This is a genomic window from Pseudomonas sp. CCC3.1 (assembly GCF_034347405.1).
Classification (GTDB): domain Bacteria; phylum Pseudomonadota; class Gammaproteobacteria; order Pseudomonadales; family Pseudomonadaceae; genus Aquipseudomonas.
Genome location: NZ_CP133778.1, coordinates 1,215,416 through 1,230,114 on the forward strand (window position 1 = coordinate 1,215,416; position 14,699 = coordinate 1,230,114).

Consider the following 14,699-nt stretch of genomic DNA (forward strand, 5'->3'; position numbering starts at 1 on the left):
CAAGGGTGCGCAATGAACACCACAGAACCAGTCACAGGGCTGATTCTGTCTGGCGGCGGCGCCCGTGCCGCCTATCAGGTCGGGGTGCTGGCGGCGATTGCCCAATTGCTGCCAGCGGGGGCAGCTAATCCGTTTCCGGTGATCGTCGGCACCTCGGCCGGGGCGATCAATGCCGTCAGCCTCGCCAGCCGCGCCACCGATTTTGCCAGCGCAGTCGAACACTTGACTGCGTTCTGGCAGAGTTTTGAAAGCCATAGGGTATTGCGCAGCGACTGGCCGGGGGTAATGCGTCAGGCCAGCCGCTTTTTGGGTCACAGCTTGCTTGGGTTGGGCGCGCATGTGCCTGTTGCGCTGCTTGACAGCTCGCCATTACGCGATTTGCTCACCGATAAAATCGACTTTGCCGGCATTGACCACGCCATAGCTGCGCAGCAACTGCGCGCGGTGGCCGTGACCGCCTTCGGTTACTCATCGGCGCAAGCCGTGACCTTTTACCAAGGCCCCGGCACCATTGATGGCTGGTTGCGCCATCGGCGTATCGGCCTGCCCACCGCCTTGACCGTTGAACACCTGCTGGCCAGTTCAGCCATCCCGCTGCTGTTTGCCCCGATCAAAATTGGCGAAGAATACTTTGGTGATGGCGCCGTGCGGCAATCGGCGCCCATCAGCCCGGCGCTGCACCTGGGTGCCAATCGGGTGCTGGTAGTTGGGGTCAGCGGCAACCCGCGCGGCCCGGCGCCGACCACCGACCAGCAGCGCCACTTCAACGCGCAGCAGCCCACATTGGCTCAAATCGGTGGGCACATGCTCAACAGCACGTTCATCGATAGCCTTGAAAGCGACCTCGAACTGCTGGAACGCCTCAATCACTTCGGCCGCTTGCTGCCACGGCCTGCCGACAACCTGGGGCTGGCACCGGTCGACGTGCTGGTCATCGCGCCCAGCCAACCCATTGACGAAATTGCGGCCCGGCATCGGCATGAATTACCCGCCGCCTTGCGCCTGTTTTTGCGCGGGCCGGGCGCTACCAAAACCAGTGGCGCGGGGGTGCTGAGTTATTTGTTGTTCGAGGCGGGTTATTGCAGCGAATTGATTGAGCTGGGGCGCAAGGATGCGTTGGCGCAGCGTGAGGCGTTGGTGGGGTTTTTGGGCGTTAGCATGTTGTAGTCGATGACGAGCACCGCGAGGCTACGTCCGATTGCGCAGCAGTCGTAACACCAGGCACCTCGGATTGCCAATTAGAACGAGTGCATTGCGTTTACGATCGCCTCGCAATCGGACGTAGCCCTCGCAAGACTCGTCAACGGCTACGAACAGGCTCGTCACGTTGGCGCTGCCCAGGCACACGATCAAATGCTGAAAGCGATACGTTGCATGAAATGGTTGATTTTCAAGGCCTTGGCGCAAAGGGCTGTATGTATAAATACCTGTCAGATCTGACAGTTACGCGATTGTTCAAATAAGCGCTAAATAAGTTTAACCGCAGTACGTTGAGGCAAACGCAATGCCCGCCGGACATCGGTCTACTTTTTAAACTCAGGCGCCCTGGAAAACTCATGGCGACCTACTGTGAGCGCGGAGAGCGACAACATGGCGGGTTCAGGTATAAAAAAACAGGGATTTAGTGCGAGTAACGGCGTATCGGGTGGGCCTGAGCTTTTTTCGATTCCCGAGCCGAATGTGTCGGACTTGATTCAGGCCGGTTTACCGGAGGGGCTTATTCTAAGAAAAGATCTGGATGCAGACTTAGTCATCACCATGGAAACGTGGGATGGGGCGCCGCCACCTTTTGACACGGAGTATTTCAGTCTGCTCTGGTCGCGAAATGAAGATAGTAATGAGTGGGAGTTGTTTGAAGAACATCCTTGGGCGGGTGGGCCTTGGATACCACTAAAATTCACTATTCCCAGCTCGTTTTTGCTTGCCACAGAGAATGAAGGCACTTTCTATCTGAAATACAAACATGTGAATTTTATTCAGGAGCCACCTGCGTATTCAGCTGCCGTAACTATTCATATCGACAAGATACCGCCCAATGGGGTTGTTGCTCCCGAAAAGATGGTATTTAGTGTCACTGCGCCGATCACCGATGCAACTTTTGCGACGGCTACTGAACTTGTAGCTACAATTCCGGCTTGGGCGGGTGAAGATCAAGCGGATGTTAGCGTCTATTTTGGCTGGTACAAAGGTGAACTTCCACTCACTCCTGATCCGGACACGTTGATCGGCCCGCTACCTATTACCCCCGGTGGTCAGGTGCATATCCCTAAAGCTGATATTTATGCGGCAGGGGATGGTTTGTGCTGTGGTGGTTACGTGCTGGTCGATAAGGCGGGTAACGTCGGTTGCCCGTCCAAGTACGAACTTATGTCCGTTGCGCTCGGTGATTTGCCCTCGTCATTAATAGCACTAACGGTGACAGACCCTACCAGCGGCACTGATTTACTGCGTTCGGATGTCATTGATGGACACGTTATTGTAAATGTGCCTCAGGTGACTAATGGCAAGGACACCGACACTATCGTTGTTAAATGGAAAGATCATGAATTAACACCTGGTCTACCTGTTGGCAGTAACCCACCAGGTGGATTCAATATCTCAGTTCCTTGGTCCGTTCTTTGGGAACAATACACTGACGCTGCAGCAGGCCCTGTAGAAACGGTTGTTTCTTATGCGGTGATACGTGGTGTAGAACCTTTTGACGCCCCGGAAACAACGGTTTATTGCAACTTTTCCGGTGCAGGGCCGACAAACCCCGATCCTGATCCGGCTAACCCTAACCTTGAACTTGTTCGGGTGGTGGGTGAATCCAACGTTGAGAACGTATTAGTTGAAGAAGATGAAGACGAAGATATTTTTGCCAAGATATTGTTGGTCGACCCTGTGGTTGCGGGCGATAGTTATCAAGTGGTATGGAACGGGACAGCAATAAGCTCCCCCTATGTCATTACAACCGAGACCTCGGGTGCGGATATCGATATTCAGCTCAATTGGGATGACATTCGTCTTCATGGCGCTAACTCTGCCATGCCGGTTTGGTACCTGCTTACAAGCCCTACCCATGCAAATCCGCAAGAGCCCAAAGCGCGTACTGCAGTTGATATCGATTTTCTAGTACTTGAATATGAGGAGGCTGTACCTCTAAATCTCAACCCTGGTGGATATATAACGTGTTCCTCATTACGTTTTAATGCGGATGAATCAAGTTTTGGAGTTGAGTATAAGATTCCAGGCACGAATTTGACGCAAGGGGATGACGTCACCGTTACCTGGACGGCCTATACAAACTTTAATAATCCGCAGGAGGTAAACGGTGCGGAAAAAACGGAAACTTTTTCGAGTATTACGGCTGAGCAGGCGACCAACGGAATTGTTTGGCTTGTCGAGCCTTACGACACACATATTTTGCCCACTTGGCTGGCGACTGCACAGGTAGGTAAAGGTGAAGTGATCTATAGCATCACGGGTAAATCTGGCAAATCCAAGCCGACTAATGACCGGATATCGATGGCGCATGGTGGGGCTACTTGCGACCTTGATCAGTTTCCAATTCCTTGAATTTATACGTATGAAGGTCGTGTCTTCAGAGGGCGGGGTTCGTTTTCCGCGCTCTGTAGCGCTTCCGGTTTTCGGCCTGTCTTATCAGAAAAGACCTACATACTGTTTGGTATTCGCTCTGTAGTCTTCGCGGCTTTTCTGTCTCCAGCTTCAGAGAGTACTTGTATGTCTAAGATCAATTCCATGCCGTTGCATCCTTTGTATCGTGCGTTGAAGTTACTGAGCGTTGCACCCTTATTGATGGTTGCCCAAATGGGGTACGCGACAGTTTTTGTAGACCCTGGTAATACGAAGGACATAGATGGCGATAACGCCCTTGATAACTACGTGCTGAACGGCCCATCGACGTTGAATGCTGATGGCGCAGAGACGTTGGATATCACGGTGAATAATGCCACTTTGAACTTGAATCACACTAATGTGCAGGCCTCGGGTGCTACAGGTGTTTGGCTCATTGGCGGCGAGGCGAACATTACCGGCAATAGCGTCATTACCAGTGACCGGACAGGTTTGACAGTGACTGTCGCTAGTACGGGGGAGAAGGGTGTTGCGAAGGTAAGCGACAGTACAATAAGTGGTGGATCACAAGGTGTGCTCGTCAGCGGGGCAAGTGAATTAACGCTTGAGAGGTCTACAGTCAAAGGCACCGGCGCAAGCTCTGACGCTCTGTGGCTCGCTTCCGGAACGGTTAACGCCATAGGAAGCACCATCACCGGGAACGCGAACGGGATTCGAATAGGAGGTGATAAAAATAATGCAGACACCACACTGATTTTGAGCGATACCAAGGTTGAAGGTCTCGATGGCTCGGCCATTTATCTCGATACCTTGGCTCAAGGCCCCGTCAAAGCCAATATTGCTGTGCTTAATGGCTCTGAGTTGTCTGGCAGCAACGGTGTGTTGATGGATGTTCGCAATGGCGCAGAAGGTAACTTGCGTGTGGGGGGCAGCAACACCCAACTGACCGGTGACATCATCGCGGATGGGATGAGTACCGCCAATGTGCTGCTCGAAGACTCCGCGACACTGACCGGGCATCTGGAAAACGTGCAGAGCCTGAGCGTCAACAGCAATGCACGTTGGGTGATGGTTGGTCACGAGAGTGTTGAGAATCTCTCACTTAATGGCGGCGGTGTGCAGTTCGGTAAGCCGGGGGAATTCTACGCCTTGCAGGTAGAAAATCTGTCCGGTACCGGCGGTACGTTCTACATGTACAACGACTTCGCCCAAGGCCTGGTCAATACCTTGGTGGTGACCGGAACCGCGACTGGCGACCATTTGATCAAGCTTGACAGCATGGGCACAGAGCCTGTGGCTGCGGGGTCTACGCCAGTGGTGCAAATTGCTTCAGGCGATGCCTCTTTTGCTTTGGTAGGCGGTGGCGTCAGCATGGGGGCTTTTGACTACAATTTGATCCAGCATACCGACAACAATCAAGAGTGGTATTTGGATACCAGTAGCCGCGTGGTCAGCCCAGGCACACGTTCGGTACTGGCCTTGTTCAATACGGCGCCTACCGTGTGGTACGGCGAACTCAGCACGTTGCGTAGCCGCATGGGTGAACTGCGCACGAACGGGGACAAGGCGGGTGGATGGATGCGCGCCTACGGCAACAAGTTTGATGTGAGTGCCAGTTCCGGCGTGGGTTATCAGCAAGTGCAACAAGGTCTGTCATTTGGTGCGGATGCGCCTTTGCCGATAGGCGACGGTCAGTGGTTGGTGGGCGTGCTGGGTGGTTACAGCAAGTCGGACTTGGACTTGAGCCAGGGCACCAGTGGCACGGTCAACAGTTACTACGTGGGCGCCTACACCACTTGGCTGGACGAGCAGAGCGGTTATTACGTTGACGGCGTGCTCAAGTTCAACCGATTCCAGAATTCATCCGATGTAGAACTGACCGGTGGTGATAAAACCAAGGGCAAATACAACAACTATGGCACCGGTGCCTCTCTGGAGTTCGGCCGCCATATCAAGTTGGCCGACGATTACTTCGTTGAACCCTATGCACAAGTGTCGGGTGTGGTGATTCAAGGTAAAGATTACGACCTGGACAATGGCTTGGCCGCTGAAGGCAGCCGCACGCATTCGTTGCTGGCCAAAGCCGGTGCCACTGCGGGGCGAAACTTCAATCTTGGTGAAGGAAAAACAGTGCAACCTTATGTGCGCGCTGCGTATGTGCATGAGTTTGCCAGAAACAATAAAGTTGAAGTCAATGACTACTCCTTCAATAACGACCTCTCGGGTTCTCGTGGGGAGTTAGGGGCTGGCGTGGCCATGACGCTGACCGACAAGGTCTCGCTGCACGCCGATTTCGATTACAGCAATGGCGATAAAATTGAACAGCCATGGGGTGCCAATGTGGGCCTGCGCTATCTCTGGTAGTTCTTGGGGTAGGGGCAAAAATGCCGGAATTCTTTCCGGCATTTTTGTGGCAGGCACAGGGTGTTATCCGGGGCTATCTATGCCCGTAGTGGGTAAGTTTTCGATACGGAGATATAAATATGCCGTCTACAAAATTAAACAAACTACCTCTTACTATGAAGGCCCCTTGGACCAATCCTGAGCCTTTACCTGATATACCAGATGGCGAAACTAACTTGTTGCATCGTTCTGCCTGGAGTGATGTCGATAAGCCGCTGAGGATTGAGATTTGCCCTTGGTATGAGTTTCCGCTCGATTCAGGCACCGAACGGGTTGATGTGTTTTTGGATGATGATGAAAGTACTATCATCGAAACCAGAACGTGGACTTTACCTATGAGTGAGGACGATTATTACATTGAGCTTGGTGCTCATAAATTGCCTGAAGGTGAGCATGCCCTGAGTTATATCATGACTAATTTCCTTGAGTTACCAGCGCGATCTTATCCATTCACCCTCACAGTCGATAAAACTTCCCCCCGTCTTGCAGCTGACAGCGCCTTGATTTTCCCCTCCGAAGTAAAACCTCCCCAAAGTATCACCGCTGCCTATCTGGCACATCCACTCAACAACGATCAAGTATTGGCCAGTCTGCCGGACTACACCGACAAAAAGGTGGGGGATGTCATTACGTGGTACTGGGGCATATCTGATTCCGATTTTGAGCAGGTTGATACACTCACGCTGGCTATAGACGATATTAATGGAGTGTTGCCGAAGTTAACGTTTACCGGGGACATGATCCGCGACAGCGGCGACGGCCAGCGTTTTGCCCTTTATCAAATTGAAGACCGTGCCGGCAATATCAGCGTGCTCTCTGATGCGGCCGAGCTGAATGTGAATGCTGATCCAATACCACGCGTGTTCCCATGGCCCACGATCCAAAATGCCGACAGCACGGGGAAAAATCAGATCCTTAATCCCTTGATTCCCTATAACTACTATGTCGTAGAGGTTCCGGAGTCTGCCGTGATTTACCCCGATGATAAGCTCTGGGTTCAGTGGGGGGATCCGAACACGTTTGGCGCCGGTCGATTCGATGTCCCTTTGTCATCCAATCCCTTGCACTTTAAAATTCCCATGCCATCAGTGGCGGCTTACTTGGGTAAAACATTGCAGGTTTACTACGGTGTTGAGGGGGTGCTTGAAACCTCCGATCAGACTCGTTTAAGGGTCATGAAAGTTGAGCCTACTAGTTATCCGCCTATTCAATGCGAAGGTACTTCTGGGTCAACCCTGAAATATTCAAATATTAAAGCCGATGGTGCTGCACTGACGATAGAACAATGGTCCTTAATGACAACGGATCAGGTTGTGCAGATTAAGATTACAGGGGTGTCCAATGTCGGTAACGAGGCAGAAGTGCTGTATTTGCCTGAATACTCAGTGGTTGAGTCTGATTTGACACACGGTATTGGTTTGGGCAGAACGATTCGCGTTGAAAAATCCTTCTTTAATAAGCTCAAGCGCGGTGAAAATCTTACGGTGCGTGTGTTTGTCAGTTTTGATCAAGGAGTAACGTGGCCTATAATTGAAAACTTTACCAAGTTATACATAAAGTTGAGTGACTGATACGTTCGCTTTGTCGCGGTGGGCAGGCATCTCTCTGAGCGCGTTTTCACCGATAAGTAATTGAAAAGTTTAGTGCCCCTTTAGCCAAGCCCGGTTCAACATCCTCAGGTTGTCCCGTTTGATAGAACCGGGCGTTGAATGGAAGGCTGGTAACACCGTCAATGATAGGAATCAGTGGCACTTCTGTGCTGAGTTCTATAGGGGTTACACCATCCTCTTTAAGGATTTGAATACCTACGCCCTCTGCAGTCGAGTCTGAACTTAAGGTGAATACGCCACTGACAGGCGGAGTAACAGGTACCGAGCCATTGAGCCCATCCAGCCGAATATTGGCGGTGGCGATTCAGAGACACGTCAGCGTTTGCAGTCGATACCCTTCGCGAACGCGGTTAAGCCTGATTATGCGTCGCACGGGCACGGCTAACGGGTTGATCGACTGGAGCTGTTTGGTTTCTATCGGAATACTAAGGAGACTCTTGGGGCGTGAATATGAGAGAACTCTCACTTTTCGGGTGTACAGCGAAGTGATTTCCAGCGAGCACGACAAAGCGAAGCACAACGAAAAAGCCCGTGTAGCGCTTGAGCGCTACACGGGCTAAGGGGGCGGCGTTTAAACAAAAAGATGAGCGATGTCTTTAGGAACTTTAAAGCTGGATGGGCCTAACCCAAAAGAGGCGAACAACCTAGAGACTGCATCACCGCTACGCCCGGTGGATTGATACCCCGCGTTTGAGATATCAAGCGCACTTGGTGGTTGTAGAGCAGGCGCTGGCGGTGCAACAGGCACCTTAGAGAGGTTCTCTAGAGGCGCAGCAGTTTCCATGGCGGGGGAACTTGACCTAGGTGCCGCACTTGTATTGCTACTTGATGAACGAATACTTGGCGCAGGACTAGAGCTGGTTGTTGGGGGTTTGCGAACAAAGCTGGCCGGCTTGAGGATTGCTCCGGATGTGCTGGCTTTGCTGGCTTTACTGGCGCCGCCAAGGTTAGATATCAAACGAGCCCTTGGGAGGAATCCCATCGAGGTTTGAGTGGACTGCACTGCCGTGGCGCCCGGTTTCGCAACTGCACTTGCTTTTGTCGCTAGCTGCATGGCAGCGGCTTTGCCAGCACCCATGAATGAAATCATCCCGCCTATGGCGCCGAGCGCTACCCCAGCGGCTGTAAGTTCACCGTTTTCTGAGGCAGTGCCAGCTATTTGCAGTCCTAAGCCAACGATTTGCATGACTGCACCCGCAATCATGGGGGCAGAGATGGGTAGAAAAATTATTGAGGCAATGACACCTAGAGCGGCCAGCCCCACATACAGCCATTTTTCCAGGAAGCTCGGACCTTCAGGTTCAGGAAGAGGTTCGTAGTACTGCGGTAGATTGCCTCGATCACCGATGTAATGCCCTGTTGGATCGCGGAAGCGGATTGGGTTGCCCAAGCAATAAACATAAGGGTTGACTCCGCCCGCACCGAACGGGCTGAGCGAGTCCGGCGAGTGAAAGCGCATCAAGCCCGGGTTGTAGGCGCGGTAACCACGGCCCAGCAGGTACCAGCCTGACAGCGGTTCACAGACTTCGCTGTTAAAGGCCAGTAAGGTCTGCAACCGGGCAGTCTTATCTTGTTCGCCGTAAGCGCTGTAGCTGACCAGGTGGATCTGACCGTTAAGACTTTCGCCAATTACGCTTGGGCTGGCATCTGTGAGCAACAGCAGGGTCTGGTTGTGGTCATCCAATTGCTGGCTCAACGCTACCCCGCCACTTAATAGAAAGTGTGTGTATTTATTATCTTGTAGTGTATGGCTCAATTGAGTGCCTTGATAAAAGCGCAAGCACTCATTTTCTTGTTCATGAATAACGCCCACCAGATGATTATGTCCGTCATAGCGATATTGACTGCTGACGGTGTCATCAACGGCGGATTTGACTTCGGTCAATCGTCCTTGATTGTCATACTTAAAACGTTGTCCCAGTTCATCGTTCAGCATGTTTCCATTGGCGTCGTACTCGAATGTTTGAGAGGCTGGATAGCCGCCGTCAGTATAGGTGTGTGTGACTTTTATGAGCTTGAATCGATCATCTTCATCGTATGAAAAGAACGCGATGTCATCTTTTTTACCCTCCGCGGTTAGGAATTTACTGATGCAACGTTTGATATTGTCCAGCTCATCAAAAATGAAAATCTGTCTCTCTATTGCATTCCCAAATTGGTCTTTTGGCAAATACGCCATCTCCCCCTCGCATACATGTTCTTGCAGGCGTCCACGAGGGTCATATAGGTAGGTTTCTTTAAGCAGGATGTTGCCTTGATGTTCCAGGGTGCGACTTTGCAACTGATCATCTTCAAACCAGGTTTGGCTCACTGTATAGAGCGGTTGTTGATCAAGTTCGAAGGTACGTTTGATTTCACGATTCATCGTGTCGTAGTCGAGTGTCGTCGTCAGTGTGCTTTTGTTCTGCTGATTGTCTGGGTTGGCAGTTGTGACGGTGCTGTGGAGCAACCCAAAAGCGTTGTAGCTGAACGTTGCACTCACATTGTTTTGAGAGATGCTGAACAATCGACCGTACTTGTCATACTCGCTTTTAGTCTCCACTGCGCCATCACTGCGCCAAATGTTGCGCCCTTGCAACGAGTTGTTGTACACGACTTCGTGGGGAATTGGGGAGTTGTCAAAAAATGATTCTTTGCGCAAGTGATTGTTACTGTCATACAGGTATGTGCGTTGTCCCCCGCTTTTACTCATGCCCGTGATGTCAGCAGTTTTCGGGTCATAGGTGTAGGTCGTGGAGTCGATGAGGGCTGTGGTCTTGCTCAGGATATCGATCTGAGTGGGTCGCTCGGTCAGTAGCGTGTTATAGCTGTATTTGATGGTATTACCTTCGGGTGTAAGACATTCACTCACCAGTGCCTGACCTTCCTTGTATCGATACTTCTGCGTTCGGGGGTGGCTCAGGGGGCCGGTTGATACCTCCGTCAGACGCAACAGACCGTCGTAGTGCTGGCGCCCAACGATGGTGGCCGGTACCGATGTATTGGCAGGGAAAACCTGTAACTGGCTTACCAGTTCCAGTTCTGAATGTTCGGCAAAGACTCGATGAACGCGAGATCCATCAGGTAAGACTGAACTGATTTGCCGACCCCAGCTGTCATATTCAAAGCGTGTTAAACGCTGTTGACCCGTGAATTTTTCGGTCTGTAGCAAACAGTTCCCTAAACCGTCATAGCTGTATTCAACGCTGCCTTGGGCTGGCAGTTCATTGAGAAGCATGGCCATTTTAAGTGCTGTTCTGACCTCTGCCTCTGTCGGGGGCGGCGTCATGGTTTGCATGCGGCTGTTAAATGCCTGTGTATCCAGGCGCTTGACTAGCGTTGGTTTGTTCAACGCGTTGAAGTGGGTAACGTTGAGGTCGCTGATGAGAATGGGCGTGCTATTGCTTTCAAACCAACTGGTTTGAATAGGTCCGGTGTTATTGGTCGGTGTAGTTTGTTGCACCGATTTCAGGCCGCTGCTGTCAATTTTGAATTCCAGCTGGCCCCAATCGTCGTATGTATAGGACGTCCTCAAGTTCATATTTTGTTCATTGAGCCAGTCGATGCTGGTTTCCTCACTCAAATTGCCCCAGGCATCCCAGGTCGCGGCGTAGGTTTGCCGAGGCTGTGGCGTCGGGACAGTGTCACTGGGTATCAAGCGTGCTTCAGACAATACGCGGTTAAGGCCGTCGCACTGAATATGGGTTTCGACACCCTTTGCATCCCGGTGTATTTGACTGGCATATTGCCCTGCGGCCTGTGAAAGCGTGTAGGTATAGCTAATGCTGGTTTCATCTTCTTCTTGTCCCGGCGCAACTATTTCTTTTACTACACGATCCATGCTGTCGTAGAGATAGAGAACGGGAGTGCCATGCAGATCTGGGGCCATTAATAGCTGGCCGCTTACAGGAGAATATTGCCGGGTACTGGTTTTACGTATGGGTTGTTTGCTGGTGTCGTCGAAGCCGACCAATGTTTCTTTAATCTGCAGGGCAAACTGATCAGCACGAAGACCTTTGAGCGTGCGAATGTCCAGAGGTGAAACAGTAACGTGCGTACGGCTCTGTTCTTGTTTGACAGCAAACATTACGGGCGAGTAGTCAAACAGACTTTCAGTTTGCAGGTTGTTGATCACGGTGCATTGGGATTTGGCTTGTCCATGAATCAACGCATCGTCTGGTTGGTCGAACCAATCTCGCGATGTGAGTTGCAACTCGATCTTTTGCCCCGATCTGATCTCTACCAGACGCTCTTTTGCGATCACCAGAAACGCAGGTTGTTCGCTGCCATTGAGTGCTGGCAGTGCCTGATAGCTGTAGAAAGTTTGCAAAATCTGAGCGCCAGGGAGCATGTCGCCGCTGGGGGTTACCGTTTGCGATCTCAGATTGCGTACAAAGCAGTGCGGATCAGGCGGGCAATCGTCGCCTACGTAGTCCGCTGGGTAGTAGCAGTAGTCAACGGTGACACCACTGCTTTTGATCTCTTGCAACGGGTTTCCGTACTCATCGAATGAGGTGGTGACCGTTTCCTCGCGAAATTGGGTCGCGTTATCCCGCAGAGACCAGCGCGTCACAACCTGTTTGGGGGCCTGGAACTGCGGCGGTTGATAGTCAAAGCTCTCATTCGTGTTGTGGTAAGTGGTCGTCACTTTCTGGACGCAATTGTTTTGCGTGGTTTCTTCTTCAATCAGCAAGTGAAAGCGGTTATAGATCCGCTTGACGCTACGCCCAATCTTATTGGGCGCCACCATCAACTGGCTGGTCGAACTATAGGTGTAGCTACTGGGTGCTTTATAGAGGTTGTCCACCCCGTCCGGCTCCCAGCTTACGTCGGCGCCCGCGCCCAAAAAATTGTGCCCGTTTTGATTCTCTGTGCCGGTATAAACATAGTTCACCTGCAGCGTTCCAGGGTCTGACGCAGATCCGGGGTAGGTCATGTGGCGAGTGACGCGAGGCAGATTATCTTTCCTCTCGGCATTGTCCGGATAAGCATGACCTTCATCATCATAATGAATAGTTTCCCGCCCTCCCGTAGGTGTGAGGACTCTGTTCACACACAAAAAGTCGCCAAAGGACGTGTATTTCAGGCGCCATGAAGCTTTATCGTCAGAAGGCAGCACGATTTCTGTCAGTTCGCGATTGACGAGTTTCAATTGGTAGCGGGCTTTAGGGATACCGCTGCCACCTGCCTCTGGAGCAATATTAATATCGATCTGGTTAATACTGGCATAGTCAATCTCTAGCAACAGACCTTGCTCATCCCGGATGCTCTTTAGGCGCCTGCCAAATTCAGAGGGATCGTAGTCCAGATAAATCGCGTGCCCTGACGCGGCGTAGATGGTATGTGGCAGGGCGACTAGATTGTCCCCGGAACCATAGTTTTTCAATTCCTCGACCAGCCCGGATTTATGCACAATCCGATACTTGTTATTGTTCAGAAAGCTGAAGTGAAAAGAGTCGAGTTTATGCTCTCTAATGGCGGCGTTTTCTCCGCTGCCAGTCACCTTGAAACTTTCGCCCGTACTCAGCGCCACCATTTTACTGGACGGGGTGTATTGGGACAGGTTGAGGCTCCAGCCTTTGCCAAAACCGGCGTCCTGAGTATTGAGCGGACTAAAGGCCAACTGCAAAGGTTGCGAAGGCCCGCGCAAAGCATTGGCGTTCAGGGTAGGGAGGTTTATTGAAAGTACATACTGCCCGGTTCTCGGATCAACGGAGTTATTTAGAAAGCTCATAAAGCCAAATGCGTTGGAATGTACAGTATTGGAACTGGCCATGAAGAGGTCCTCAAAGTGAGTGCGAGGTGACGGTTAATGAAGAGTTATCATGGTGTTGTCTGAGTGGGGGTCGCAACTGGATATATTAGAGTGGCGCAGCGATGATAAGCGGTAAATGGCACGCCTGAATCGTATCGAACGCGTTCGCCAACAAGGACTTGATTGCCAGGGCAGGACTCACTGGTGGGAGGGTTTAATCCCCATGATGAATCATTAACAACAATCATGTTGTTATTGTTGTTGTCGTGGACTTTTCCGCATCTAACTTTAAATAAATGTCGGCCCTGGGAGTGTTCAATACCCGTAATCATCGAGTCTTCATCGCACACAAGTTTTACGTTGTTATTATGGATTTCTCCTTTTTTCCAACTTTCGTTAGTTACACTTAGCGGGATTGAGTTGTGTAAGACTTTTTGGCAGGTAATCAATGTCCTTCTATTATCTCCTTCAGTTAATTTAATGTCGCCTATCACTTCGTTTGGGTCGCAGGTTTTTATGTAGCTAAAAGAAGAGCCTGCATCTTCCCATGCCGGTTCAGACAATTGAACAGGAAGCGGTGATGGGGGGATGTTAGGCGCTGAGGTGGTAATACGTATACAGGATAACGATTCGCGCAGTGAATGAACACCGTCAAATAATTCTTTATCCAGCATTTGAAGGCCGGGGGTAACTATCTTGTTTTTAGCAGGGATCGCAATAGTCTCAAGTGTAAGCGCAGGGTCGTAAGGGGTTGAGAAATGATTTTTTGTTGTCTTAAATTCAACCCAAAAGGTGCTTTTGAAAAAATCAAGATGGTCTTTGGGGGCGAGTTTTCTAGCGCAAAAACTGGTGTCGGCTAGCAGTATTTTAGTAGCAGAAGGGATGTTTGTAAAAATGATCTTCTCGGCTGTATTGTCCTCACAATCAAGGCCTATGTGATCAAAGTCATACTCCCAAACTCTACCTGTGGTAGGGGGTGGGAGAGCGATAGTGCATTTTTTATTATCCTTGTCCAGTAATATAATAGTGCCATAGTCGTCATTTGTATTTTGAGCAGGCTCGGGATCTGCCGCATTAACCCCCGCGGGTAATATCAATGTCAGTGAACAACTGAGGATGCAGGTTGCGATTGTGAAGTTTTTCATTTGAAAATCCTTTAATAGGTTGATTGGGCTCACATAGTGTCCGGACGGTGCATGCAAAGCTGGGCAGATACGATCAAGGTTAAAGGGAGGCATTGGATAACCCTTGTTTTCTAAGGGCTCATACCTCTAGTAAATACTTCAAGCCGTTATCTGTATACCTGTTAGAACTGCTAGGTTCAGCAAGGCGCAGGGTTGCAAGCGGTGTACTGTTTTGTCGAATAACCTAGCATT

General features: G+C 50.9%; 6 protein-coding genes and 1 pseudogene. 4 read left to right on the forward strand and 3 right to left on the reverse strand.

What is annotated here, in order from left to right:
- Nucleotides 1–12: 12 nt before the first annotated feature.
- From RHM56_RS05575 to RHM56_RS05590, 4 genes are all read left to right on the forward strand, one after another.
- Nucleotides 13–1,167, forward strand: coding sequence for a patatin-like phospholipase family protein (locus RHM56_RS05575; RefSeq protein ID WP_322239382.1), 1,155 nt, complete (start codon nt 13–15; stop codon nt 1,165–1,167).
- A gap of 423 nt (nt 1,168–1,590) precedes the next feature.
- Nucleotides 1,591–3,558, forward strand: coding sequence for a hypothetical protein (locus tag RHM56_RS05580; protein WP_322239384.1), 1,968 nt, complete (start codon nt 1,591–1,593; stop codon nt 3,556–3,558).
- 165 nt (nt 3,559–3,723) lie between these two features.
- Nucleotides 3,724–5,940: an autotransporter outer membrane beta-barrel domain-containing protein gene (locus tag RHM56_RS05585; protein WP_416194885.1), complete on the forward strand. Its 2,217-nt coding sequence runs from the start codon at nt 3,724–3,726 to the stop codon at nt 5,938–5,940.
- Nucleotides 5,941–6,059: 119 nt separating this feature from the next.
- Nucleotides 6,060–7,550 carry a hypothetical protein gene (locus RHM56_RS05590; RefSeq protein ID WP_322239388.1) on the forward strand — a complete coding sequence of 497 codons (1,491 nt, stop codon included), beginning with the start codon at nt 6,060–6,062 and terminating at the stop codon, nt 7,548–7,550.
- Between the two features lie 46 nt (nt 7,551–7,596).
- Here the strand turns inward: RHM56_RS05590 and RHM56_RS05595 are convergent.
- The 3 genes and pseudogenes from RHM56_RS05595 to RHM56_RS05605 form a co-directional block, all read right to left on the reverse strand.
- A pseudogene (locus tag RHM56_RS05595) lies at nt 7,597–7,893 on the reverse strand (fimbrial protein); the annotation flags it as partial.
- A gap of 267 nt (nt 7,894–8,160) precedes the next feature.
- Nucleotides 8,161–13,344, reverse strand: coding sequence for an RHS repeat-associated core domain-containing protein (locus RHM56_RS05600; RefSeq protein WP_322239390.1), 5,184 nt, complete (start codon nt 13,342–13,344; stop codon nt 8,161–8,163).
- Nucleotides 13,345–13,391: 47 nt separating this feature from the next.
- Complete coding sequence (locus RHM56_RS05605) at nt 13,392–14,468, reverse strand: hypothetical protein (RefSeq protein WP_322239392.1); 1,077 nt, start codon at nt 14,466–14,468, stop codon at nt 13,392–13,394.
- Nucleotides 14,469–14,699 lie beyond the last annotated feature (231 nt).

What these genes read in the sequence shown, in the direction of transcription:
- RHM56_RS05590 (WP_322239388.1), top strand. Translation starts at nt 6,060, where the DNA reads ATGCCGTCTACAAAATTAAACAAACTACCTCTTACTATGAAGGCCCCT.
- RHM56_RS05600 (WP_322239390.1), bottom strand. Translation starts at nt 13,344, where the DNA reads ATGGCCAGTTCCAATACTGTACATTCCAACGCATTTGGCTTTATGAGC.
- RHM56_RS05605 (WP_322239392.1), bottom strand. Translation starts at nt 14,468, where the DNA reads ATGAAAAACTTCACAATCGCAACCTGCATCCTCAGTTGTTCACTGACA.
- RHM56_RS05585 (WP_416194885.1), top strand. Translation starts at nt 3,724, where the DNA reads ATGTCTAAGATCAATTCCATGCCGTTGCATCCTTTGTATCGTGCGTTG.
- RHM56_RS05575 (WP_322239382.1), top strand. Translation starts at nt 13, where the DNA reads ATGAACACCACAGAACCAGTCACAGGGCTGATTCTGTCTGGCGGCGGC.
- RHM56_RS05580 (WP_322239384.1), top strand. Translation starts at nt 1,591, where the DNA reads ATGGCGGGTTCAGGTATAAAAAAACAGGGATTTAGTGCGAGTAACGGC.